This is a genomic window from Antribacter soli (genome assembly GCF_021568775.1).
Lineage (GTDB): Bacteria > Actinomycetota > Actinomycetes > Actinomycetales > Cellulomonadaceae > Antribacter > Antribacter soli.
Genome location: NZ_JAKGSG010000058.1, coordinates 13,910 through 37,475 on the forward strand (window position 1 = coordinate 13,910; position 23,566 = coordinate 37,475).

General features: G+C 73.0%; 19 protein-coding genes. 1 reads left to right on the forward strand and 18 read right to left on the reverse strand.

All coding sequences use genetic code 11. The features are described from left to right. Positions 1–68: 68 nt before the first annotated feature. A complete protein-coding gene (gene hisD / locus L1785_RS20225) occupies positions 69–1,394 on the forward strand; it encodes a histidinol dehydrogenase (RefSeq protein WP_236091113.1) in 1,326 nt (441 codons plus the stop codon). Between the two features lie 70 nt (positions 1,395–1,464). On the opposite strand, the gene L1785_RS20230 is transcribed toward hisD, so the two are convergent. From L1785_RS20230 to L1785_RS20315, 18 genes are all read right to left on the reverse strand, one after another. Beyond that, positions 1,465–2,118 carry an NUDIX hydrolase gene (locus tag L1785_RS20230; RefSeq protein WP_308113392.1) on the reverse strand — a complete coding sequence of 218 codons (654 nt, stop codon included), beginning with the start codon at positions 2,116–2,118 and terminating at the stop codon, positions 1,465–1,467. Then, entirely contained in the window at positions 2,115–5,651 is a 3,537-nt protein-coding gene (gene dnaE / locus L1785_RS20235) for a DNA polymerase III subunit alpha (protein WP_236091114.1), read from the reverse strand. The genes L1785_RS20230 and dnaE overlap by 4 nt, the downstream gene beginning before the upstream one ends. An 85-nt stretch (positions 5,652–5,736) precedes the next feature. Then, positions 5,737–6,666, reverse strand: coding sequence for an RluA family pseudouridine synthase (locus L1785_RS20240; protein WP_236091115.1), 930 nt, complete (start codon positions 6,664–6,666; stop codon positions 5,737–5,739). After that, positions 6,666–7,352 carry a signal peptidase II gene (locus L1785_RS20245; protein ID WP_236091116.1) on the reverse strand — a complete coding sequence of 229 codons (687 nt, stop codon included), beginning with the start codon at positions 7,350–7,352 and terminating at the stop codon, positions 6,666–6,668. Before L1785_RS20245 ends, L1785_RS20240 begins: the two co-directional genes overlap by 1 nt. 135 nt (positions 7,353–7,487) lie before the next feature. Beyond that, entirely contained in the window at positions 7,488–7,949 is a 462-nt protein-coding gene (locus tag L1785_RS20250) for a TraR/DksA family transcriptional regulator (RefSeq protein ID WP_236091117.1), read from the reverse strand. Positions 7,950–8,155: 206 nt separating this feature from the next. Then, positions 8,156–8,782 (reverse strand): DivIVA domain-containing protein, encoded by a 627-nt coding sequence (locus tag L1785_RS20255; protein ID WP_236091118.1) that lies wholly within the window; start codon positions 8,780–8,782, stop codon positions 8,156–8,158. Positions 8,783–8,970: 188 nt separating this feature from the next. Beyond that, positions 8,971–9,261: a YggT family protein gene (locus L1785_RS20260; protein WP_236091119.1), complete on the reverse strand. Its 291-nt coding sequence runs from the start codon at positions 9,259–9,261 to the stop codon at positions 8,971–8,973. A 162-nt stretch (positions 9,262–9,423) separates the two neighbouring features. Then, entirely contained in the window at positions 9,424–9,894 is a 471-nt protein-coding gene (locus tag L1785_RS20265; RefSeq protein WP_236091120.1) for a cell division protein SepF, read from the reverse strand. Positions 9,895–10,117: 223 nt separating this feature from the next. Continuing rightward, positions 10,118–10,858 (reverse strand): peptidoglycan editing factor PgeF, encoded by a 741-nt coding sequence (pgeF, locus tag L1785_RS20270; protein ID WP_308113393.1) that lies wholly within the window; start codon positions 10,856–10,858, stop codon positions 10,118–10,120. 187 nt (positions 10,859–11,045) lie between these two features. Continuing rightward, positions 11,046–12,347: a cell division protein FtsZ gene (gene ftsZ, locus L1785_RS20275; protein WP_236091121.1), complete on the reverse strand. Its 1,302-nt coding sequence runs from the start codon at positions 12,345–12,347 to the stop codon at positions 11,046–11,048. Between the two features lie 212 nt (positions 12,348–12,559). Further along, complete coding sequence (locus L1785_RS20280; RefSeq protein WP_236091122.1) at positions 12,560–13,450, reverse strand: cell division protein FtsQ/DivIB; 891 nt, start codon at positions 13,448–13,450, stop codon at positions 12,560–12,562. A gap of 248 nt (positions 13,451–13,698) precedes the next feature. Continuing rightward, positions 13,699–15,150 carry a UDP-N-acetylmuramate--L-alanine ligase gene (gene murC, locus L1785_RS20285; RefSeq protein ID WP_236091123.1) on the reverse strand — a complete coding sequence of 484 codons (1,452 nt, stop codon included), beginning with the start codon at positions 15,148–15,150 and terminating at the stop codon, positions 13,699–13,701. Continuing rightward, positions 15,147–16,307 (reverse strand): undecaprenyldiphospho-muramoylpentapeptide beta-N-acetylglucosaminyltransferase, encoded by a 1,161-nt coding sequence (gene murG, locus L1785_RS20290; protein ID WP_236091124.1) that lies wholly within the window; start codon positions 16,305–16,307, stop codon positions 15,147–15,149. The genes murC and murG overlap by 4 nt, the downstream gene beginning before the upstream one ends. A gap of 2 nt (positions 16,308–16,309) precedes the next feature. Continuing rightward, on the reverse strand, positions 16,310–17,638 hold the full coding sequence (ftsW, locus tag L1785_RS20295; RefSeq protein ID WP_236091125.1) for a putative lipid II flippase FtsW: 1,329 nt from the start codon (positions 17,636–17,638) through the stop codon (positions 16,310–16,312). Positions 17,639–17,691: 53 nt separating this feature from the next. Then, positions 17,692–19,224 (reverse strand): UDP-N-acetylmuramoyl-L-alanine--D-glutamate ligase, encoded by a 1,533-nt coding sequence (gene murD / locus L1785_RS20300; RefSeq protein WP_236091126.1) that lies wholly within the window; start codon positions 19,222–19,224, stop codon positions 17,692–17,694. After that, entirely contained in the window at positions 19,221–20,303 is a 1,083-nt protein-coding gene (gene mraY, locus L1785_RS20305; RefSeq protein WP_236091127.1) for a phospho-N-acetylmuramoyl-pentapeptide-transferase, read from the reverse strand. Before mraY ends, murD begins: the two co-directional genes overlap by 4 nt. Continuing rightward, positions 20,300–21,772 carry a UDP-N-acetylmuramoyl-tripeptide--D-alanyl-D-alanine ligase gene (locus tag L1785_RS20310; protein WP_236091128.1) on the reverse strand — a complete coding sequence of 491 codons (1,473 nt, stop codon included), beginning with the start codon at positions 21,770–21,772 and terminating at the stop codon, positions 20,300–20,302. The genes mraY and L1785_RS20310 overlap by 4 nt, the downstream gene beginning before the upstream one ends. Next, the gene (locus L1785_RS20315) at positions 21,769–23,439 is read right to left on the reverse strand and encodes a UDP-N-acetylmuramoyl-L-alanyl-D-glutamate--2,6-diaminopimelate ligase (protein ID WP_236091129.1); all 1,671 of its coding nucleotides are present in this window, start codon (positions 23,437–23,439) and stop codon (positions 21,769–21,771) included. The genes L1785_RS20310 and L1785_RS20315 overlap by 4 nt, the downstream gene beginning before the upstream one ends. Positions 23,440–23,566: the final 127 nt, after the last annotated feature.

Below are 23,566 nucleotides of genomic sequence, written 5' to 3' on the forward strand. Positions count from 1 at the left end.
TCGTCCGTCGAGCCCGGTGCTGTGAGACGCGACCCGCCTCGCGCCGGAGCCGGAAATAGACTGGCGGGGTGATCCAGCGCATCGACCTCCGTGGCCGCCGCCTGACCAGGCGCGACCTGCTCGCCGTCCTCCCGCGCGCCGAGGTGGGCGTGGACGACGCGGTGCGGGCCGTCGAGCCGATCCTGCGCGAGGTGCGCACGGGCGGCGCCGCGGCTCTGCGCGCCATCGCGGAGCGCTTCGACGGCGTGCGCCCCGAGCACCTGCGCGTGCCGGCCGTGGCCCTCGCAGACGCCTTGGCCGACCTCGACCCCGCCGTGCGGGCGGGCCTCGAGGAGGCGATCCGCCGGGTCCGCACGGTGCACGCCGCCCAGGTCCCGGCGGACCACGTCACCGAGCTCGCGCCGGGCGCCGTCGTCGGCCAGCGCTGGATCCCGGTACAGCGCGTCGGACTGTACGCACCGGGTGGCCTGGCGGTGTACCCCTCGTCGGTGATCATGAACGTCGTCGCCGCGCAGGAGGCGGGTGTGCCCGAGCTCGCCGTCGCGTCGCCGCCGCAGAAGGACAACGGCGGCCTGCCGCACCCGACGATCCTCGCGGCGTGCGAGCTGCTCGGCGTGGCCGAGGTGTACGCCGTCGGCGGGGCGCAGGCCATCGCGATGTTCGCGTACGGGGCCGAGGGCAGCGAGCCGCAGGACGGCGAGGTGCTGTGCGAGCCGGTGGACGTCGTCACCGGGCCGGGCAACGTGTACGTCGCCGCCGCCAAGCGCCTCGTGCGCGGCACGGTCGGCATCGACGCCGAGGCCGGGCCTACCGAGATCGCCGTGCTCGCTGACGCCACCGCCGACCCGGGGCACGTCGCCCTCGACCTCATCAGCCAGGCCGAGCACGACACGATGGCCGCGTCCGTGCTGGTGACGCCATCTGTCGAGCTCGCGAACGCGGTCGAGGCGCGGGCCATGGACCTCGCTTCCGGGACCAAGCACGCAGCCCGCGTCGCGCAGGCGCTCGACGGCCCGCAGTCGGCGATCGTGCTGGTCGACGACATCGAGGCGGGCCTCGTGGTCGTCGACGCCTACGGCGCGGAGCACCTCGAGGTGCAGACCGAGGACGCTGCGGGCGTGGCCGCCCGGGTGCGCAGCGCGGGCGCGATCTTCGTGGGCCCGTGGTCGCCGGTCTCGCTCGGCGACTACATGGCGGGTTCCAACCACGTCCTGCCCACCGGCGGCTCTGCCCACTTCGCGAGCGGGCTCGGCGTGCACAGCTTCCTCCGGTCCGTGCAGGTCATCGACTACACGCGCGAGGCCCTCGGCGAGCTCGCCGACCGCATCGTCGCCGTCGCCAACGACGAGGACCTGCCCGCGCACGGCGAGGCGGTGCGCGGCCGGTTCCACTGATCGGCGCTGTGGAGCGCGGGCATCCGGTGCCGGATGCCCGCCACCGGGACCCCGGACCCCGGACAACGGGTCAGAAGCCGAACGTCATCACCGGCGGGACGTGGCCGTCGTGGATCGCGCGCAGGACCGCCAGCTCGTGCGGCACTATCGGGTCGGGCAGGGCGACGAACGAGAACCAGCGCAGGTCGGCCGCCTTGTCCGCCTCCTGCAGCACGGGCGTGCCCGACCAGCGGGTGGTCTCGAAGAAGAAGTCGACGCGCTGCTCGATCGCCGGCCCGCCCCGCTCGCCCCGGTGCATCGCGGTGAGCGGCACCAGGTCCGCCGGGTCGACCTCGATCCCCAGCTCCTCGCGCACCTCCCGGACCGCCGCCTCGAGCACGGACTCGTCGCGCTCGACGTGTCCGGCCGCCGCGGCTGCCCAGTGCCCGTCGCGGTAGCCCGTGTTCTGCCGGAGCTGCAGCAGCACCTGAGGCACGCCTCCCGAAGGGTCCAGGCCGGACGACGCGGGGCGGAAGCCGGAAGGACTCGGCCCCTCGCGACGGAGCAGGACGTATACGGCCGGAACCACGCGGAAGCGAATGTCGGCGGACGTGTCGCGCGCCTCCTGGCCGGGAGCCGCCTCGGACTCCTGACCGGGAGCCGTCCCGGACTCCTGACCGGGTGCCGCCTCCTGGCCCTCAACGCCGACGACGGCGGCCGCGCCCGCCTCCGTGCCGCCGATCACGACAGGCAGTTCTGGCCGAGCAGCGCCTTGAGGTCTCCGAAGAGCGCGGGCGTCTTGTCCACCCGCAGCGTGTCCGCGGCCCGGACCACCGTCCGCTTCCCCGGCTCGGCGACCGCAACGTGCACCTCTGCCGAGCCCGGGTGGGTGGCGAGCACCTCGCGCAGCCGCACCATCACGGGCTCGACGCACCGCGTGTGCGGCACGGTCACGGCCAGCGGCGAGTCGGCCACCGTCGTCACGTCGGGCAGCGCGACCTCCATGGCCTGCAGCTGCATCGTCTCGTCGCGGCGGCGCACCTTGCCACGTAGCACCACGACCTGGTCCTCGGCGAGGACCGTCGAGTAGGCCAGGTAGGTCTCGCCGAAGAACATGACCTCGACCGCGCCCTCCAGGTCCTCGATCGTCACCGCGGCCCAGGGGTTGCCGTTCTTGCTCATCTTGCGCTGGACGGACGTGAGCAGGCCGGCGACGGTCACCACCGAGTTGTCCGGCCTGTGCTCGTCCGCCATGAGGGCCGCGATCGACGTGTCCGCGGCGCGGGACAGCACGTGCTCCAGGCCGGACAGCGGGTGGTCCGAGACGTAGAGGCCGAGCATCTCGCGCTCGAACGCCAGCTTCTGCTTCTTGTCCCAGTCCGGCAGCTCCGGCACGTCGATCGAGAAGCCGAGCCCGGGTTCGTCGTCGCCCCCGCCGAAGTCGGCGAACAGGTCGAACTGGCCCTCCGCCTCCTTGCGCTTGACGCTGATCACCGCGTCGACCGCCTGCTCGTGGATGACGAGGAGCGACCGGCGCGTGTGGCCGAGCGAGTCGAACGCGCCCGCCTTGATCAGGGACTCGATGGTCCGCTTGTTGCAGACCACCGCGGGAACCTTGTCGAGGAAGTCCTGGAATGACGTGAAGTCGCCCTTCTCCTCGCGGCTCGCCACGATCGCGTCCACGACGTTGCGTCCCACGTTCCGCACGGCGGTCAGGCCGAAGCGGATGTCCTTCCCCACGGCCGTGAAGTTGGCCGACGACGAGTTCACGTCCGGCGGGAGCACCGTGATGCCCATGCGGCGGCACTCGTTGAGGTAGAGGGCCGACTTGTCCTTGTCGTCCCGCACGCTCGTGAGGAGGCCGGCCATGTACTCGCCCGGGTAGTGCGCCTTGAGGTACGCGGTCCAGTAGGACACGAGGCCGTAGGCGGCGGTGTGCGCCTTGTTGAACGCGTAGTCCGCGAACGACTCGAGGACGTTCCACAGCTGGCGCTGGGCCTCCTTGGAGAAGCCCCGCTCCGTCATGCCGCCGAAGAAGATCTCCTGCTGCTTGTCCAGCTCGGACTTCTTCTTCTTGCCCATGGCGCGGCGCAGCAGGTCGGCCTGGCCGAGCGTGTATCCGGCGACCCGCTGAGCCGTGGCCATGACCTGCTCCTGGTACACGATGAGGCCGTACGTCGTGTCCAGGATGTCCGCCAGCGGCTCGGCGAGCTCCGGGTGGATCGGGGTGTTCTCCTGCTGGCCGTTCTTGCGCAGCGCGTAGTTCGTGTGCGAGTTCACGCCCATCGGACCCGGGCGGTACAGCGCCAGGACGGCGGAGATGTCCTCGAAGTTGTCAGGCTTCATGAGCCGCAGCAGGGACCGCATGGGGCCGCCGTCGAGCTGGAACACGCCGAGGGTGTCACCGCGGGCGAGCAGTTGGTACGTCTCGACGTCGTCCAGGGCGAGCGCCTCGAGGTCGAGCGGCGTCTTGCCGTTCATCACGATGTTCTCGAGCGCGTCGTCGAGGATCGTGAGGTTGCGCAACCCCAGGAAGTCCATCTTGATGAGGCCGAGGCCCTCGGACGTGGGGTAGTCGAACTGCGTGATCACCGCGCCGTCCTGCGGGCGCCGCATGATGGGGATGATGTCGATCAGCGGGTCGCTCGACATGATGACGCCGGCGGCGTGCACGCCCCACTGGCGCTTCAGGCCCTCGATACCGCGGGCCAGCTCGACGACCCGCTGCGCCTCCGGGTCGGTGTTGTGGACCTGCCGGAACTCCTCGGCCTCGTTGTACCGCTTGTCCTCAGGGTTGAAGATCCCGCCGAGCGAGATGTCCTTGCCCATGATGGCCGGCGGCATCGCCTTGGTGAGCTTCTCGCCCATCGCGTACGGCATCCCGAGCAGGCGCGCGGAGTCCTTCAGGGCCTGCTTGGCCTTGATGGTCCCGTAGGTCACGATCTGCGCGACGCGGTCCTCGCCGTACTTCTCGGTGACGTACCTGATGACCTCCCCGCGCCGGCGCTCGTCGAAGTCGACGTCGAAGTCGGGCATCGACACGCGGTCAGGGTTGAGGAACCGCTCGAAGATCAGGCCGTGCGGGATCGGGTCCAGGTCGGTGATCCGCATCGCGTACGCGGCCATGGACCCGGCGCCGGACCCACGCCCGGGCCCCACGCGGATCCCGTTGTCCTTGGCCCAGTTGATGAAGTCGGCGACCACGAGGAAGTACCCCGGGAAGCCCATCTGGACGATGATCTGGGTCTCGTAGTTCGCGCGCTCGCGCACCTGGTCGGGGATGCCGCCCGGGTAGCGCGCGTGCAGGCCACGCTCGACCTCCTTGACGAACCAGCTGGTCTCGTCCTCGCCCTCGGGGACGGGATACCGCGGCATGTAGTTCGCGGAGGTGTTGAACTCCACCTCGCACTGCTCGGCGATGAGGAGCGTGTTGTCGCACGCCTCCGGAAGCTCCGCGAACACCCGGCGCATCTCTTCGGCCGACTTGACGTAATAACCGGTTCCGTCGAACTTGAACCGGTCCGGGTCGTCCAATGTCGAGCCCGAGTTGATCGCCAGCAGGGCCTCCTGCGACGACGCGTCCTCCTCGCGCACGTAGTGCAGGTCGTTCGTCGCCACCAGCGGCGCGCCGATCGTCTTCGAGAGCTCCAGGAGCTGCTTGGTCACCCGGGTCTCGATGTCGAGCCCGTGATCCATCAGCTCGATGTAGAAGTACTCCTTGCCGAAGATGTCCTGCAGCTCGCCGGCGGCCCGCACGGTCTCGTCCCACTGGCCCAGGCGCAGCCGCGTCTGGATCTCGCCCGACGGGCACCCGCTCGTGGCGGTCAGCCCCTTGCCGTACCGCTCGAGCAGGTCGCGGTCCATGCGCGGCCACTTGCCCATCTGCCCCTCGAGCGAGGCGAGCGACGACGCCCGGAACAGGTTGTGCATGCCCTCGGTGTTCCGGGCCAGCAGCGTCATGTGCGTGTAGGCGCCGCGCGCCGAGACGTCGTCGCCCTCCTGGCCCGGCTGGCCCCAGCGCACGCGCGTCTGGTCGAACCGGCTCGTGCCCGGGGTGACGTATGCCTCGACGCCGATGATCGGCTTGATGCCCGCCGCCTTCGCCTTCGACCAGAACTCGAACGCGCCGAAGACGTACCCGTGGTCCGTCGTCGCGATCGCCGTCTGCCCGAGGCGCTGAACCTCCTTGAACAGGTCGCCGATCCGCGCCGCACCGTCGAGCATCGAGTACTCGGTGTGGACGTGGAGGTGGACGAAGTCCTGTGCTGCGGTCGGCATGTCAGCGAGTCTAGGACGGGTCACCGACACTGCCGCGGCCCCCCGCCGAGGGCCTTCTCACACCGGCGATCCCGCGGCGGGCTCGTCAGCGATAGGCCCCGCCGACCACGTCCAGAGCGTGAGCCAGGTCCGCCGGGTACTCGCTCGACACCTCGATCCAGCGGCCCGTCATCGGGTGCTCGAAACCGAGCCGCATCGCGTGCAGCCACTGCCGCGTCAGCCCCGTACGGGACGCGAGCACGGGGTCCGCGCCGTACGTGAGGTCGCCCACGAGGGGGTGGCGCAGCGCCGCGAAGTGCACCCGGATCTGGTGGGTGCGTCCCGTCTCGAGGTGCACCTCGACGAGCGACGCCGCGGGCAGCATCTCGAGCGTCTCGTAGTGCGTCACCGACGGCTTCCCGGCGGCGGTGACCGCGAACTTCCAGTCCGACGTGGGATGACGACCGATCGGCGCGTCGATCGTCCCGGTCGTCGGGTCCGGGTGCCCCTGCACGAGCGCGTGGTAGACCTTGTCGACCGTGCGCTCCTTGAACGCCCGCTTGAGCCCGGAGTACGCGGCCTCGCTCTTCGCGACCACCATCAACCCCGACGTGCCGACGTCGAGCCGGTGCACGATGCCCTGGCGCTCCGCCGCGCCCGACGTCGAGACGCGGTACCCGGCCGCGGCCAGCGCACCGACCACCGTCGGCCCCGTCCAGCCAGGTGACGGGTGAGCCGCCACGCCCACCGGCTTGTCGATCACCACGAGGTCGTCGTCGTCGTAGACGATGCCCATCCCGGGCACCGGCTCGGGCTCGACCTGCACGGCGGCGGCCGGGTCGGGAATGTCGACCTCGAGCCACCCGCCCGCGGCTACTCGGTCGGACTTGCCGACCTCCTTGCCGTCCAGGCGCACCGCGCCGGACTCGGCCAGCTCGGCCGCTCGCGTGCGGGAGAACCCGAGCATCCGCGCCAGCACGGCGTCGACCCGGTCGCCGGCGAGGCCTTCGGGGACGGGGAGTGTCCGCAGCGGCATCAGCGCGCGGTTCCGTCGCCGGCGTCGCCGGCAGCGTCAGTACGGTCGTCGGCCGCGCCGTCGTCGGACGCGCCGTCGTCGGACGCACCCGGCTGCTCGACGCCGGTCCCGTCGCCTCCCGATGTCGCCTCGCCGTCGGCATGGCGTCGCCCGTCGACGCCGATGCCGACCAGGGACAGCACGCCGATGAGCACGGCCGCGGCGACGATGGCGATGTCGGCGACGTTCCCGACGAAGAACCCGGCGTAGTCGATGAAGTCCACGACGTAGCCGCGCGCGAAACCTGGCTCGCGCGCCAGGCGGTCCACGAGGTTGCCCACCGCCCCACCGAGGAGCAGGCCGAGCGCCACAGCCCAGCCGCGCGACCCGATCCGCCCGATCATCCGCACGATCACGACCACGACCACGACCACGATGATCGTCAGCAGCCACGTCATGCCCGTGGCGATCGACAGCGCCGCTCCAGGGTTGTAGATCAGCCGGAGCTGCAGCAGCTCGCCGAGCACCGGCACCGGGTCGCCACCGACGGTCAACGCCGACTCGGCCCACCACTTGGTGAGCTGGTCGGCCGCGAGGACCACGGCGGCCAGCACGCCCGTCGCCGCGACGAGCGAGCGGCGCCTGGCGGGCGTGACGGCGGCCTGCACGGGCGCGCCGGCGGGAGAGGACTCAGCTGAAGTGGACATCGCCGCACAGTCTCTCACGCGGGGCGGGCCACGACCGGGCCCGCGAGTCGCATGCGAAGCACGGCGGAGGCCGGTGGCCGACGAACGTGGCCCTCGCCGGGAGCGGAGCGAGGCGCCGAGCCGGGCGGCTCAGCCTCAGCGACGCTCCTCGCGCGCCTTCGCCTCGACCGAGAGCGTGGCGCGCGGGAAGGCCTGCAGGCGCGCCTTGCCGATGGGCAGCCCCGTAACCTCGCACGTGGCGTAGGCGCCGTTGCGGATTCGCTCGATCGCGTGGGCCGTCTGGCCCAGCAGGTCGCGCATGTTGTTGACCAGCGTCAGCTCCTGCTCGCGCTCGAGCGCGCTCGATCCGGAGTCCGCCTGATCGTCGCCGGCACCGTCGCCAGAGTTGCGCAGCAGGTCGCTCAGCTCACGGTCCGCCGCCTTGAGCTCGCCCTCGAGACGCTCCTTCTCCTCGAGGAGCAGCGCCGCCTGCTCTTCCATCTCGTGCAGCGTCCACGGCTCTTCGCCGTCACGTACCGGGAACGTCTTCACGTCACGGGCAAGGTTCGGGAAGGCTTGCTTCAAGGCGGCCCGCGTGGTCGTCGAGAGCTTGGTCATGGTTCCCCTCTTCCTGGCCCGTCCCCTGGCCTGAATCCCGGCCACGTCGGGTCGAGTCCCCGAAGCGTAAGCACACATGGAGGCCCGCACAACGGGACGCGCCGATGGAGGCGCTCCTGCCGTCGTGCGGGCCGGGCGAAACGGGCGCCGGACCGGACCTGACCGCGAGGTGAGGGCGCGGCCGGTCCGGTCCGGCGTCGGTCGGGTCAGATGCCCTGAGCCATCTCCGCAGGCCGTCCTGGCTGCGCGTTCGAGCGCGGCGGGAGCGCGGAGCCGCGAGCGTCGAGGTCACCGAGCAGGTTCTGCAGGAAGCTCTTCAGGCGGGTGCGGTAGTCCCGCTCGAACAGGCGCAGCTCGTCGATCTTGCGCTCGAGGAGCGAGCGCTCCTGCTCGAGCTGCGACAGCGTGCGGTGCGAGGTCTCCTCGGCGTCGCGCACGATCCGGGCGCCCTCGGACTTGGCCTCGGCAATGAGCCGGTCGCCCTCCTCCTGGCCCGAGCGCACGTAGTCGTCGTGCAGCTTCTGTGCGAGCTGGAGCATGCCCGTGGCCGATTCCGGCTCGGGACCGCCGGCCTTGACGGGCGCGACCGCGGGCTGGGGGCGCGCGGGCTGGCTCGGAGCGGCACCGACCACGTCCCCGCGCGACAGCTCGGCGATGCGGCGCTCGGCGGCAGCGAGCTTGGTGCGCAGGCCCTCGTTCTCCTCCTGGGTCGCGCTCAACGTCCTGACGACCTCGTCAAGGAAGTCGTCAACCTCCTCCACGTCGTAGCCCTCGCGGAACTTTGTCGCCGAGAACTTCTTGTTGAGGATGTCCTCTGCCGTCAGCAGTGCCATCGTGTCACCTCAATGCCTTGGAGCGTTTCGGAACGGGTTGACCGGAAGCGTCGGCGCTGCACAGCCGCGCGTCCGCCGTCGAGATCCCACGGTAGCGGACCCATCCGGATGCGGACACCGGGAGCCGCGACGGTCACGATTTCATCACAGGACGTTGATCACAAACCCCCGGCAGGTCACCCATCTGGTCAGTAGCGCACTGCCGAGACGAAGGTCCGGGCGAGCGAGACCAGCAGGAACAGGACGAAGAACGCCAGGTCGATGCGGACCTGGCCGATCGACAGCGGCGGGATCACGCGGCGCAGAGCCCGCAGCGGCGGGTCGGTCACCGAGTAGATCGCCTCGGCCACGACGAGCAGGATGCCGCGCGGGCGCCAGTCACGGGCGAAGACCTGCACCCAGTCGAAGACCAGGCGGCCGATCAGGAAGACGAGGAACAGGAAGAGGAGGAGATCGAGAAGGCCCCAGATAAAGGTCACGGTGACAAAACTACGCGAGAACGCCAAGGGTTCCCGGCACCCGACGCGTGCCGGCCGTCACGCCACGGAGACACCTCATGGAGACACAACGAGGGCGCCCGCCGTGGCGGACGCCCTCGTGAGCCAGGGCCGCGGCCGGAGAGCGGCAGCCCCGGACGTCGGTCAGCTCTGGTTGTAGAAGCCGCCGCGCGCGGCGGGCTTCTCGGCGACCTTCTCCTCGCCCGTGATCTCGACGTGCTCGGGCGAGAGCAGGAAGACCTTGTTGGTCACCCGCTCGATCGAGCCGTGCAGGCCGAAGATCAGGCCGGCGGAGAAGTCGACGAGCCGCTTGGCGTCGGCGTCGTTCATGTCCGAGAGGTTCATGATCACCGGCGTGCCCGCGCGGAACGCCTCGCCGATGACCCGCGCGTCGTTGTACGAGCGCGGGTGCACCGTCGTGATGCGGCGCAGCTCCGACGTGCTGAGCGGCGCCTCACGCTGGACGCCGTCGCGGTGCAGCGGTGTGACCTGAGCGTGGCGGTGATCCTGCATGTTCTCCTCCACGTCGTCGTACTCGTCGAAGTACTCGTCCTGCTCGCCCTGGTCGTCGGCGAGGCCCAGGTACAGCATGGTCTTGCGAAGCGCTCCGGCCATCGCTCCAACTCCGTTCGTTGCCCGGCCCCTCTCGGGACCACGGTCTCAGGGTCATACTCACGGTCTCGGTCACCCGGGGAACCGGGCGGCTTGACAAAAGTAGCCTGACGCGATCCGACATCCGGATGCGACACGCCGAGCCGTGACCAACTTTGCCAAACTTGTTCACCACATGCCCGCTGAAATGACAGAGGTGTGATTCTGCAGTTCAGGACATCAAAGTTCAGGACAATAAGGTGACGACACCCGCCTGGCGCCCGGTGGTGGTGCCCGCCTCGGTGGCGCGGCGGTGCGAGAACAGTTCACCGTCCGTGCGCGTGCAGCGCTCCACGTGAACCGCCTCGACGCCGCGCGCGGCGAGCTGGGCGAGCACGCCCGCGGGCAGGTCGAGCCCGGGCGTCCCCGCGTCGGTCGTCGCCCACGACTCCGGCACCGCCGCGGCCACCTCGGCGCGCATGGCCTCCGGGACCTCGTAGCACCGCCCGCAGACCGCCGGGCCCACCGCGGCGCGCACGCGGCTGAGCTCCGCGCCGCGCGCCGTCATCGCGTCCAGCGCCCGGTGCACCACTCCCGCGGCGAGCCCCTTGCGTCCCGCGTGCACGACGCCGACCACCCCAGCCACCGGGTCCGCCAGCAGCACCGGGACGCAGTCCGCGACGAGCACCCCGAGCCCGAGGCCCGCCTGGTCCGTCACCAGCGCGTCGGCATCGCCCGCGGATCCGGGTGGCTCGGTGGCCGCCCACGCCGCACGCTCGGCCGCGCCGAGCACGAGAACCGCGTCGCCGTGCACCTGGTTCGCGAAGGCGACCGGGGCGCCGAGGCGCTCGCTCACGCGGGCCCGGTTCTCGCGTACCCGCGCCTCGTCGTCGGCCACGTTGAGCCCGAGGTTCAACCCGCCGCCCGTCTCGGGCGCCCACGGCGCGGGCGAGACCCCGCCGCTGCTGAGGGTAAAGAAAGCGCGCACGCCCTCACCCAGGTCCACGGGGTGTACGCGCAGGTCGCGGCCTACATCTGACCGGGTTGTGGGGTTCTCGTTCACACCCGCGAGCCTAACCGTGGTCACTGACACGACCCTGGACGCCAAGGTCCGACCACGACATCGGGGCCCCTACCGCTCCCGGTAGGGGCCCCGATGTCGTGGTCGGCGGTGCTTACTTCAGGAAGTCCGGCACGTCGAGGTCCTCGACGACCGGGCGGCGCTCCTCGTAAAGCGGCGGCACCTCGACGCGGTTCGACTCGCCCTCGCCGAACTGGCCGCGTACCACCACGGCCGGCTCGTCCAGGCTCACCGGCACGTCGTCCGGCTCGGCCGGGATCACGCGCGGCAGCGTCGAGACGCCGCCGCTGCCGGGCCCGGGCGGGTACGAACCGGGCCGGCCGTCCGGGCCGGGCACGGGCGGCACGGCAGTGCGCGCCGCGTCGCGGACCGCCGGGATCTGCGTGGTCGGCGGACGCGACGCCCCCGCGACCTGGCCGAGCGCCCGGGAGTCCTTGCGGATCTGGGGCGCGCCGCCGTCGAACCCGGCCGCGATGACCGTGACCCGCACCTCGTCGCCGAGGGCGTCGTCGATGACCGTGCCGAAGATGATGTTCGCCTCGGGGTGCGCGGCCTCCTGGACCAGCCGCGCGGCCTCGTGCACCTCGAAGAGGCCGAGGTCGGAGCCACCCTGGATGGACAGCAGCACGCCGTGGGCACCGTCGATCGACGCCTCGAGCAGCGGCGACGAGATCGCGAGCTCGGCCGCCTGCACCGCGCGGTCCTCGCCGCGGGCGGAGCCGATGCCCATGAGCGCGGAGCCGGCGCCCTGCATGACCGACTTCACGTCGGCGAAGTCGAGGTTGATCAGGCCGGGCGTGGTGATGAGGTCGGTGATGCCCTGGACGCCGGAGTGCAGCACCTGGTCGGCCGAGTGGAACGCGGCGATCGCGGAGACGTTTCGGTCGGACATCGACAGCAGACGGTCGTTGGGGATGACGATCAGCGTGTCGACCTCGTTGCGGAGGTTCTCGATGCCCTGGTCGGCCTGCACGGCGCGGCGGCGGCCCTCGAACGTGAAGGGGCGCGTGACCACGCCGACGGTCAGCGCGCCGAGCGAACGTGCGATGCGCGCCACGACGGGCGCGCCGCCCGTGCCGGTGCCGCCGCCCTCGCCCGCCGTGACGAAGACCATGTCGGCCCCGCGGAGCACGTCCTCGATCTCCTCGGCATGGTCCTCGGCGGCCTTCTTGCCGACCTCGGGATCGGCGCCGGCGCCGAGGCCGCGCGTGAGCTCGCGGCCGACGTCGAGCTTGACGTCGGCGTCCGACATGAGCAGCGCCTGGGCGTCCGTGTTGATGGCGATGAACTCGACACCCTTGAGGCCGACCTCGATCATGCGGTTCACGGCGTTGACACCACCGCCACCGATGCCGACCACCTTGATCACTGCCAGGTAGTTCTGCGGAGTTGCCACGTCGTTGCCTTTCGATCAGGTCGCTCGATCAGGACCGGTCCCGCCCGCGCAAACCCTCACCTTGAGGTAGAGGGTTAGAGTTATGTCAGGTTGCTGCTGGGTTTGACGGTAGGTGCGCCGACGCGGTGTGTCGAAGACATCGTCGCGCGTGTCGCGGTCCCGTGCACGCGAGAATCACAACAGTGTGATTCGCGGTTCCACCAGGCGCGCCCTCACCGCGTGATCGGCAGCTCCGGGGAGGACACGTCGAGGATCCGCGCGCCGGGGTCCGCCGCGCGGAGCGCCTGCACCACGCGCACCTTGAGGGCGATGCGGTCGCCGTTGCCCCAGTGGATCAGCGCGCCGTCGTGAAGCCTCGTCTGCACGTCGTCCTGCGTGTCGGCACTCACCTCGGCGACCTGAGAGGACAGGTCGGGCGGCAGCGCGCCGAGCACGCGCAGGGCTGCGGCAAGTGCCAGCGCCCCGGTCGCGGGCTCGGCGTCGAGGGGCACGGACACGATCGGCAGCCCGTCCGGCGCCGGGTCCGCGACGCCCACCTGCACGCCCTCGGGGTCGAGCAGGGCGTAGCCGTCCTCGCCGGGCGCGGCGGCCACGGGCTCGCGCGCGGTGAGCACGACGTCGAGCCCGTCAGGCCACGCGCGGGTGATCCGGACGTCCTTGACGGCGTTCAGCGCGAGCACCCGCTCGCGCATCGCCACGGTGTCGAGGCGCGGGAGCGGCACGCCGGCGTCGTCGTCGAGCACGTCCCGTACCTGGGCGACGTCGACGGTGCTCCCCTCCCCCGTCACGACGACCCGCTCGGGGACCAGCGCGAGCAGCGGGGAGAAGAAGGCGGCCCACCCGAGCGCGACCGCGGCGGCCACGCCGCCCACCACCCAGCCGGCCCGCACCCAGAACCGGTGCCGCGCCATCGCCGCGCGCTCCGCGTCGCGCTCGGCGAGGCGGTCGGCCATGCGCGTGCTCACCACCTCGGGCAGGGCCGGCACCACGTGGCCGCGCGCCTCGCCATGGTCCGCGCTGCCCGACGCCGGTCGCGCACCCGGGTGCACCACGTCGTCCCGTCGGCGGGTCGCCTCGGGCGGCGCAGCGCGCTCCGCCGGCACCCCTGTGCCGGGCGTGGCGCCGGGCGAAGTCCCAGCCGAGGTGTCGGGCGAAGTCCCGGGCGAGGTGCCGGGCGAAGTCCCGGGCGAGGCGCCACCCGCAGTGCCCGGTGCCGTCCGCGACCAGGCACGCGGCTCTGCCGAGACCCCCTCCCGGGGCGAACGGCCGGCGTCGGGCTCCCGGGCAGGGTCCTCCGCCTCCCGGGAGCGCGCCGGCGGACCCGCCACCCGGGGCCGCGCCGGCGGACGCATCAGCGGCTCCCGGCCTGCGCGCGGGCGGCGAGGTCGGCGAGGATCACCGGTCCCAGCTCGGTGACGTCGCCGGCTCCGACGGTGAGCACGAGGTCGCCGGGCCGGGCGAGGTCCGCCACGACGTGCGCGGCCTCGAGCCGGTCCTCCACGGAACGCGCGCCGGGCAGGAGGTCGGTGATCGTCCGGGACGACACGTCGGGGTCCACGTCCTCCCGCGCCCGGTAGACGCCCGTGACCACGACCTCGTCCGCGAGGGACAGCGCCTCGGCGAAGCGGTCGGCGAAGATCCGCGTCCGCGAGTACAGGTGCGGCTGGAAGAGCACGACGATCCGGCCGTCACCCGCGACGGGCCGGGCGCCGCGCAGCACGACCTCGATCTCGGTGGGGTGGTGGCCGTAGTCGTCGACGACGCGCACGCCGCCCGCCTCGCCCCGCAGCTCGAAGCGCCGGCCGGTTCCCAGGAAGGCCTCCGCACCCGCGACGGCCGTTACGGGCTCGACGCCGAGCAGCACGGCCGTGACCACGGCCGCGGTCGCGTTGAGCACGTTGTGGGCGCCCGGCACCGAGAGCCGCAGAGCGATGCCGGGCCCGCCGTCCCTGGCGTCCTGACCGAGGAGGTCTCCGCGCAGCATGGCGGACGCGCCGGTCTCCGTCGTCACGACGTGGCTGACCCGCACCTGGGCGGTCTCGGCGGTGCCGTAGGTGATCACCTGGCCGCCGGTGTCGCCGATGGTGGCGGCCACGGACACCGAGCCCGGGTCGTCGGCGCAGGCGACGAGCCGGCCGCCCGGCACCACGCGGCGCGCGAACTGCACGAACGCGTCGGTGAACGCCTCCTGGGTGCCCCAGTGGTCGAGGTGGTCGGGCTCCACGTTGGTGACCACGGCGATCGTGGGCGCGTAGTTGAGGAACGAACCGTCCGACTCGTCCGCCTCGGCGACGAGCACGTCGGCCGCGCCGAGGTGGCCGCCGGGCACGCTGCCGGTCGCGGTGCGCACCGAGCTGCCGATCGCGTACGACGCGTCGACGCCCGCCTCGCGCAGGATCGTCGCGATCATCGCCGACGTCGTCGTCTTGCCGTGCGCACCCGCGACGGCGACGCCGCGCGTGCCGAGCATGAGCGCCGCCAGCGCCTGCGAGCGGTGCAGCACGCGCAGCCCGGCTGCCCGCGCCGCGGCCAGCTCGGGGTTGGTCTCCCGCACGGCGCTCGACACGACCACGGTGTCCGCCCCCGCGACGTGCGCCGCGTCGTGGCCCGCCCACACGGTCACGCCCGCCTCGCGCAGCGTCGCGAGCGTCTCCGAGTCGGCCGCGTCCGAGCCCTGCACCGCGACGCCGCGGGCCGCGAGCAGGCGCGCGATCACCGACATCCCGGCGCCCCCCACCCCGATCATGTGCACCCGGCCGAGCTGCTCGACCGGCACCGGGGGCGTCGAGCCGTGCGCGGTCATGCCCGGGCCCCCGCCTGCGCGGCCTCGGCGACCGCGTCCTGGATGAGGTCGACCACGCGGGCCGCGCCGTCGCGCACGCCGGCGGCGCGAGCGGCCTTCGCCATGATTGCGAGCCGTTCGCGGTCCGCGAGGAGGGCGGGCACGTACGTGGACACCCACGCCGGCGTGAGGTCGGCGTCGTCGACGATCAGGCCGCCGCCCGCCTCGACCAGCGGCGCGGCGTTGAGCCGCTGCTCCCCGTTGCCGATCGGCAGCGGGACGTACACGGCCGGGAGGCCGAGCGCCGCCAGCTCGCAGACCGAGCCGGCACCTGCGCGGCACACCACGAGGTCCGCCACGGCGTACGCCAGGTGCATCTCGGAGAGGTACTCGCGCACCTGGTAGCGGGACACGTCCTGGCCGGCGGCCTCGAGCGCGCCGAGCGCGTCCCGGACGACGCCGTCCTTGCCGCGCCCGGTCAGGTGCAGCACCTGGACGCCGGTCGCCAGGACGGCGCCGGCCGCCCCCGCGACCGCCGTGTTGAGCGAGAGCGCACCGGACGAGCCGCCGGTCACGACGAGGGTCGGAAGGGCCGGGTCGAGGCCGAGGAGCGCGGCCGCCTCCGCCCGCACCTGCTGTGGCGCCGCCTCGGTCCGGTCGACGAGCCCGGCGATCTCGCGGCGCAGCGGCAGGCCGGTGACGACGCCGCCACGCAGCTCCGTGCCGGGGAAGGTGAGGCCCACGCGCGCTGCCCAGCGGGCGCCGAGCTTGTTGGCCAGGCCGGGGCGGGCATTCTGCTCGTGGATCACGACCGGCACGCCGCGATGGCGGGCGGCCAGGTAGGCAGGCGTCGAGACGTACCCCCCGAACCCGACGACGGCCTGCGCCCCGATCTCGTCGATCGCGGCCTCCGCGGCGCGGACGGCCTCACGCAGCTTGCCGGGCAGCCTCAGCAGGTCGGTGCTGGGACGCCGCGGGAGCGGCACGCGCGGCACCGGGCGCAGCTCGTAGCCGCGCGCGGGCACGAGGTCGGCCTCGAGACCGGTCGTCGTGCCGAGCGCGAGGACGCGCGCGCCGGGCTCCCGGCGTCGGACCTCGTCCGCCACCGCGAGCAGGGGGTTCACGTGTCCGGCCGTGCCGCCTCCAGCGAGCACCACCGACACCACTGCTGAGCTCATCGTCACCTTCTCGTCGATTCTTCCTGCGTACGGCCGGCCCTGCGCACCGCCCGGCCCAGGACCGCCACGGACCTGCGCACGACGCTACCGCGTGCGGCGAGGGCCTCTGCCGCACCGGGCTCCGTCCGGGCGAAGGAGATCACCATGCCGAGGGCTGCCATCGTCGTGACGAGGGCGGACCCGCCGGCGGACACCAGGGGCAGCGGGACGCCGATGACCGGCAGCACGCCGATCACCACGCCGATGTTCACGAAAGCCTGTCCCACGATCCAGCACGCCACCGCCGTCGTCGTGACCTTCACGAACGGGTCGGGGTGGCGGCGGACCGTCCGGCTCATCGCGAGCCCGAGCAGCGCGAAGAGCGCGAGCACGAGCAGCGTGCCGAACAGGCCGAGCTCCTCGCCGATCACGGCGAAGATGAAGTCGTTGTGGGCCTCGGGCAGGTAGCTCCACTTCTCACGGCCGGCGCCGAGGCCGACGCCCCACAGCCCGCCCGTGCCCAGGCCGAACAGCCCGTGCAGCGACTGGTAGCACTCCGACGCGGCGTCGCACTCGGACCCGTAGGTCGCGAGGATGCGCTCCATCCGGTCGCTGCCGTCCTGCAGGAAGATGAAGAAGTACCCCACGACGAAGGCCGCGAGCACGCCGGCCGTGCCCAGCAGACCGAGCGGCGCACCCGCAACGAGGAAGGCGCCGGCGACGAGCAGCCCCATGACGAGCGCCGTGCCGAGGTCGCGGCCCGCCATGACCAGCCCGAGCACCACGAGCACGCCGGGGGCTGCCGGCAGCAGCGCCTGCCCCCAGCTCCCGAGCAGGTGCTGCTTGCGGCCCAGCACGGCGCCGAGCCACACGGCGAGGGCGAACTTGGCCAGCTCGGAGGGCTGGAAGCGCAGCGCGCCGAACTCGAGCCAGTTCGTCTGGCCGTTCGTCTCCTCACCCAGGAAGATGACCGCGACGAGCAGGGCGACCGCCACGAGCAGCGCGGGCCAGGCCAGGCGCTTGTACCAGCGCAGCGGCAGCCGCGCGGCGACGAGGAGGAGCGGTAGACCCATCAGGGCGTACCGCGCCTGGACCAGGAACGCCGCGTAGGGCGAGTCCCCCGCCGCGATGGACGTCACGGCGGAGCTGGACAGCACCATGACGAGCCCGATGACCGTGAGCAGCCCCGTCGCGCCGACGAGCAGGTAGTAGCTCGTCACGGTCGAGTTCCACTGGCCCAGCCAGGGCCGCGGCGAGCGGCGCACGGGGATCCGGTCGGAGCGGCGGCCGTCCGTCGCCGACGACGTCCCGGTCGCCCTCCGTGGCGGCGTCGCCGTCCCAGTTCCCGCCATGCGTGCCCCTCCCCGGCCGTCCGTCCTGCCCGGCACCCTCACGACCGGCACGGTCACGCGAGGTCGCGGACCGCCTCGGCGAACACCTCGCCGCGGTGCGCGTACGAGCGGAACTGGTCCTGCGACGCACCGGCGGGGGCCAGGAGCACGGTGTCGCCCGGCTGCGCCAGGTCGCGCGCACGGTCCACCGCACGGCGCATCACGGACTCAGTGTCCCCGGGATCGACCACCACGACGGGGACCTGCGGGGCGTGTCGGGCCAGCGTGTCGGCGAGCGGTCCGGGGTCGGCGCCGATGACCACGGCCGCGCGCAGCCGGTCCGCTCGCGACCGCACGAGGTCGTCGAACGTCGCGCCCTTGGCCAGGCCGCCCGCCACCCACACGACGGTGCCGTGGGCGTACGCCGCGAGCGAGGCGGCCGCGGCGTGGGCGTTGGTGGCCTTCGAGTCGTCGACGTACGCGACGCCGTCGAGCACCCGCACCTGCTGGATGCGGTGGTCGCCGGGGCGGAAGGCGCGCAGGCCGTCGCGGACCGCGCGGGCGCTCACGCCGTGCGCCCGGGCGAGCGCCGCGGCCGCGAGGGCGTCCGCCACCACGTGCCCGGCGACGACGCGCCGCCGGCCGGCCTGGCCTCGCTCGTCCGGCTCGTCCGCCGGACCCGCGAGGTGCTCCAGGTCGGCGAGGGTCGCGAGCTCGGCCGCGTGGCTGCGCCGGTCCGGGTCGTCGGCCGGGGCGTGGAACGCGCGGTCGACGAGGACGTCCTCGATCAGCCCGAGGTCGCCGGGTCCGGGGACGCCGACGACGAAGCCGACCGCCCGCGCCCCCTCCTGGACGTCCGCCTCCCGGACGAGCTCCTCGGTGCGCGCGTCGGCCACGCTGTAGACGCACGCGACCTGCGCACGCTCGTAGATGCGGCCCTTGTCGGCGGCATAGGCGTCGAGGGTGCCGTGCCAGTCGAGGTGGTCGGGTGCGATGTTGAGGACCGCACCAGCCTCCACCGACATCGTGTGCGTGAAGTGCAGCTGGAAGCTCGACAGCTCGACCGCGAGCACGTCCAGCCCGGGGTCGAGGGCGGCCTCCACCAGGGAACGGCCGACGTTGCCGACGGCGGCCGAGCGCAGACCCGCCGCGCGCAGGATCGAGTCGAGCATCTCGACCGTGGTGGTCTTGCCGTTCGTGCCGGTGACCGCGAGCCACGGCGCGGGCCCGCGCCCTTCGCCGGGAGCGCCCGAGCCCTGCCCGCCGTCGGGCGCCGGCGTACGACCGACCCGCAGGCGCCACGCCAGCTCGACCTCGCTCCACACGGGCACGCCCGCAGCGAGCGCGGCGGCGACGACCGGGTGGTGCGGCGCGAACCCCGGGGACGCGACGAGCAGGTCGGCCTCCGCGAGCAGCGCGGCGGCCTCCTGCGCGCCGGGGGCGACGTGGTCGGCGTCCTCCGCGCGGTCGTCCACGGTCACGACCGACGCGACGCGCGGGCCGAGCACCCGCTGGAGCGATCGGCCGGTCACCCCGAGCCCGGCCAGGACGACCCGGGCGTCCGCCAGGGCGACCCGGGGCTCGACCGGAGCGTCCGGCAGGATCACGAGACGACCCACTCCGCGTAGAAGATGCCCATGCCGAGGGCGGCGAACAGACCCGCGATGAGCCAGAACCGGATCACGATCGTGACCTCGCCCCAGCCGGACAGCTCGAAGTGGTGGTGCAGCGGCGCCATCTTGAAGACACGCTTGCGCGTCATCTTGAAGAAGCCGATCTGGATGACGTCCGAGGCGACGACGATGACGAACAGGCCGCCGATGATCGCGGCGAGGATCTCCGTACGGGTGAGGATCGACAGGCCGGCCAGCGCGCCACCCAGGGCGAGGGCGCCGGTGTCGCCCATGAAGATCTTTGCGGGGTTCGCGTTCCACCACAGGAAGCCGAAGCAGGCGCCCATCACGGCGGCGGCCACGATCGCGAGGTCGCCCGGGTCGCGCACCTCGTAGCAGCCGGGCCCCGCCGAGCTGATGAGCTGGCAGGACTGGTTGAGCTGCCAGATGCTGACCAGCACGTACGCGCCGAACGTGATGAGGGAGACGCCCGTGGCGAGGCCGTCGAGCCCGTCCGTCAGGTTCACCGCGTTCGACCACGCCGCCACGAGCAGGTTCGCCCAGAGGATGAAGAGGATCAGGCCGACGGTGGTGCCCGCGAACGCGAGGTCGAGGTCGGTGTCGCGCAGGAACGAGATCTTCGTCGAGGCGGGCGTCCGAGAGTTCCCGTTGGGGAACTGCAGCGCGAGCGCGGCGAACGTGATGCCGACCGCCCCCTGGCCGATGAGCTTCGCGCGGGGCGTGAGGCCGAGGGACCGCTGCCTGCGGATCTTCGTGAAGTCGTCGAGGAACCCGACCAGGCCGAGGCCGGTCATGAGGAACAGGCAGAGCACCGCGGACACGCTCGGGACGCGCCCGGAGACCACCATCGACATCGCGTACCCGACGAGGGTCGCCGCGATGATGACGACGCCGCCCATCGTCGGGGTGCCGCGCTTGGTGAAGTGACCGGTGGGTCCGTCCTGGCGGACGAACTGGCCGTAGTTCTTGTGCACCAGGAACCGGATGAACAGTGGCGTGCCGAACAGGGCGGCGATCAGCGAGACGCCGGCCCCCACGAGGATCGCGATCACTGCGCGGCCTCCGCAGGGGTCGCGGGCACGACGGCGGCCGCGGCGGCCAGCCGGTCACCGAGGCGCCACAGGCCGGAGCCGTTGGACGCCTTGACGAGGACCACGTCACCAGGGCGCAGGGCTTCGTCCAGGAGCCGCTCGGCGGCCTCGACGTCGGGCACGAACACCGTCTCCTCTCCCCAGGATCCCTCCTGGGTCGCTCCTTCGTGGATGTGGTACGCGCCGTCGCCGACGACGACGAGCAGCTTGATGTTCAGCCGCACGGCCAGGCGGCCGACGGCGTCGTGCGCCGTCCGGCTCTCGTCGCCCAGCTCGAGCATCTCCCCCAGCACGGCCACCGACCGGCGGTCCCGCCCGGCCATCACCGCGAGCGCCTTGAGCGCCGCCCGCATGGAGTCGGGGTTGGCGTTGTACGAGTCGTCGATGACGGTGACGCCGTCCGGGCGCTCGACGACGGCCATGCGGTGCGGGCTGATCGCCGTCGCCTCGCCGAGGCGGGCGGCGACATCCGCGAGCGGGACCCCGACGCGCAGGGCTGCGGCCGCCGCCGCGAGCGCGTTGGTGACGTGGTGCTCGCCGACGAGCCGCAGCGTCACGGTAGCCCGGAGGTCGCCGGCCGCGCCGAGGACGCCCGCCCGCACGCGCAGCGTGAAGGACGCGCGGCCCGAGCGGTCGATCGTCACGTCCTCGGCCCGCACGTCCGCCGACGGGATGGTGCCGAACGTGACCACGGTGGTGTCCGGCCCTGCCAGGGGGGCCATCGCCGAGACGCGCAGGTCGTCCGCGTTGAGCACGGCCGTACCGCCCGCCTGCACGCCGGTGACCAGCTCGGACTTGGCCTGCGCGATCGCCTCGACGCCGCCGAACTCGCCCAGGTGCGCGGTGCCGACCGCCAGGACGACCCCCACCTCCGGCGGCGCGATGCGGGTCAGGTAGTCCAGGTGCCCGACGCCGGTCGCCCCCATCTCGAGGACGAGGTACCTCGTCGCGGGGGTCACCTCGAGCACGGTCAGCGGGAGCCCGACCTCGTTGTTGAAGGAGCCTCGCGGCACGACCGTCGCGCCCTGCGGCGCGAGGAGCTGGCCGACGACGTCCTTGGTGGTCGTCTTGCCGACCGAGCCGGTGACCGCGACCACGCGCAGCTCGTCGCCGGCGGCGCGCACGGCCCCGCGGACCTCTGCGAGGACGTGCCGTGCGAGCTCGCCGAGGGCCGTCTGGGGGTCGTCCACCACGACGGTGGGCACGCCGTCGAGCTCTCGCGCGGCGAGGACGAGCGCGGCACCGGCGGCGACGGCGCCTGCGGCGTAGTCGTGGCCGTCGACGTTCTCCCCGGGCAGCGCCACGAAGAGGGCGCCCGGCGCGACCAGGCGCGAGTCGACCACCACCGGTCCCGTCACCACGACCGACCCGTCGGCGTGCAGCCGCCCGCCCGTCGCGGCGGCGACCTGCGCCGCCGTCAGCTCGATCATGCTGTCGTCCTCTCGTGCTGCTTACCGGTGACCTGCGCGGGGACCATGACCGCGTCGCCGCGTGCGGCGAGCGCCGCGCGCGCCTCGACGCGGTCGTCGAGCGCGTGGTCCACCCCGGCGATCTCCTGGATCGTCTCGTGCCCGCGGCCGGCGACGAGCACCGTGTCCGCGGGTGCCGCATCGCGTACCGCGGCGCGGATCGCTTCTTCGCGCGGCGCGACCTCGTGCAGGGTCACGTCGCGGTCGCCGAGCACCAGCTCGGCGCGGGCCCCGTCGAGGACGGCGGCGCGCACGGCCGCCGGGTCCTCGTCGTGCGGGTCGTCGTCCGTCACGTAGACGACGTCGGCGCCCGCGACCGCCGCCGCGCCCATGAGGGGCCGCTTGCCGGGATCCCGGTCGCCCGTCGCCCCGAAGACCACGGCGAGCCGGCCGGCCGTCGTCGGGCGCAGCGCGTCCAGGGCGAGCGCGAGGGCCTCCGTGTTGTGCGCGAAGTCGACGACGACGCGGGGGCTGGTGGCGACGACCTCCATGCGGCCGGGCACGGTGGCCGCCAGCCCGCCCGAGGCGTCGAGCGCCTCGGCGACGTCGCGGACGTCCGCGCCGCCCTCCAGCACCATGACCAGGGCGAGGGCCGCGTTGGCGACGTTGTAGGCGCCCGGGAGCGACGTCGACGTGCGCAGGGTGCGACCGTCGCGGTGGGTGACCGTGAAGGCGGAGCCCGTGCCGGAGGGGGCCACGTCGGTGACGACCCAGTCGGCGGCGTCCGTGGTGGTGGCGGTGCCCGTCGTGCTCAGCGTCGCCACCGGCACCTCGCTCTCCTGCGCCAGCCGCACTCCCCACGGGTCGTCGGCGGTGACGACGCCGCGGCGTGCGTGGGCGGGCGTGAAGAGCTGCTTCTTGGTGGCGAAGTACGACTCGAGGTCGCCGTGGAAGTCGAGGTGGTCCTGGCTGAGGTTGGTGAAGCCGGCCACGCCGAAGACGATGCCGTCCGCACGGTGCTGGGCGAGGGCGTGCGAGGAGACCTCCATCGCGAGCGTGCGCACCTCGTCCTCGAGCATCGCGGCGAGGACCGCCTGCAGGTCAGCGGCCTCGGGCGTGGTGAGGCGGCTCGGGAGCACGCGGTCGCCGGACCGCGTCTCGACCGTGCCGACCAGGCCGCCCTTCCAGCCCAGCGCCCGCAGCAGGTGGGCGAGCTGGTACGTGGTGGTGGTCTTGCCGTTCGTGCCCGTGACGCCGAAGGTCATGAGGCGGTCCGCGGGGTTGCCGACCACCCAGGCGGCGACCCTGCCCAGGATCGACCGCGGGTCCGGCGCGACGAGCACGGGGACCCCGAGGCCGGTACCGGGCGCGGCGCGGGACTCGTCGCCGGCGCGGGACTCGTCGCCGGCGTCGCCGGCCGGGCCGGCGAGGAGGGCCGCGCCCTCGGCGTCGGTGAGCACCGCGGTGGCGCCCCGCGCGACGGCGTCGGCGGCGAAGCGTGCACCGTGCGCCCGCGTACCCGGCAGGGCCACGAAGAGGTCGCCGTCGGCCACCACCCGGTTGTCGGAAGCGACGCAGGTGACGGTGGCGTCGGAACCCGGGACGGCCAGCCCGAAGGCCAGTGCGAGGTCGGTGACCTGGCGTGGCGTCACGGCGGCCGGACGGATCCGGTCGAACGGGGATGTCACGGAGTAGAACCTACCGTCTGCGCGGACCGGAACCGTGCCGCCCGGCGCGCGGCCCGCCAGTCTTCACAAGGGCATCACCGTCGCTCCGACGCGTGTGCGGCTGCCTGCGCGCCAGGCTGCGTGGCCG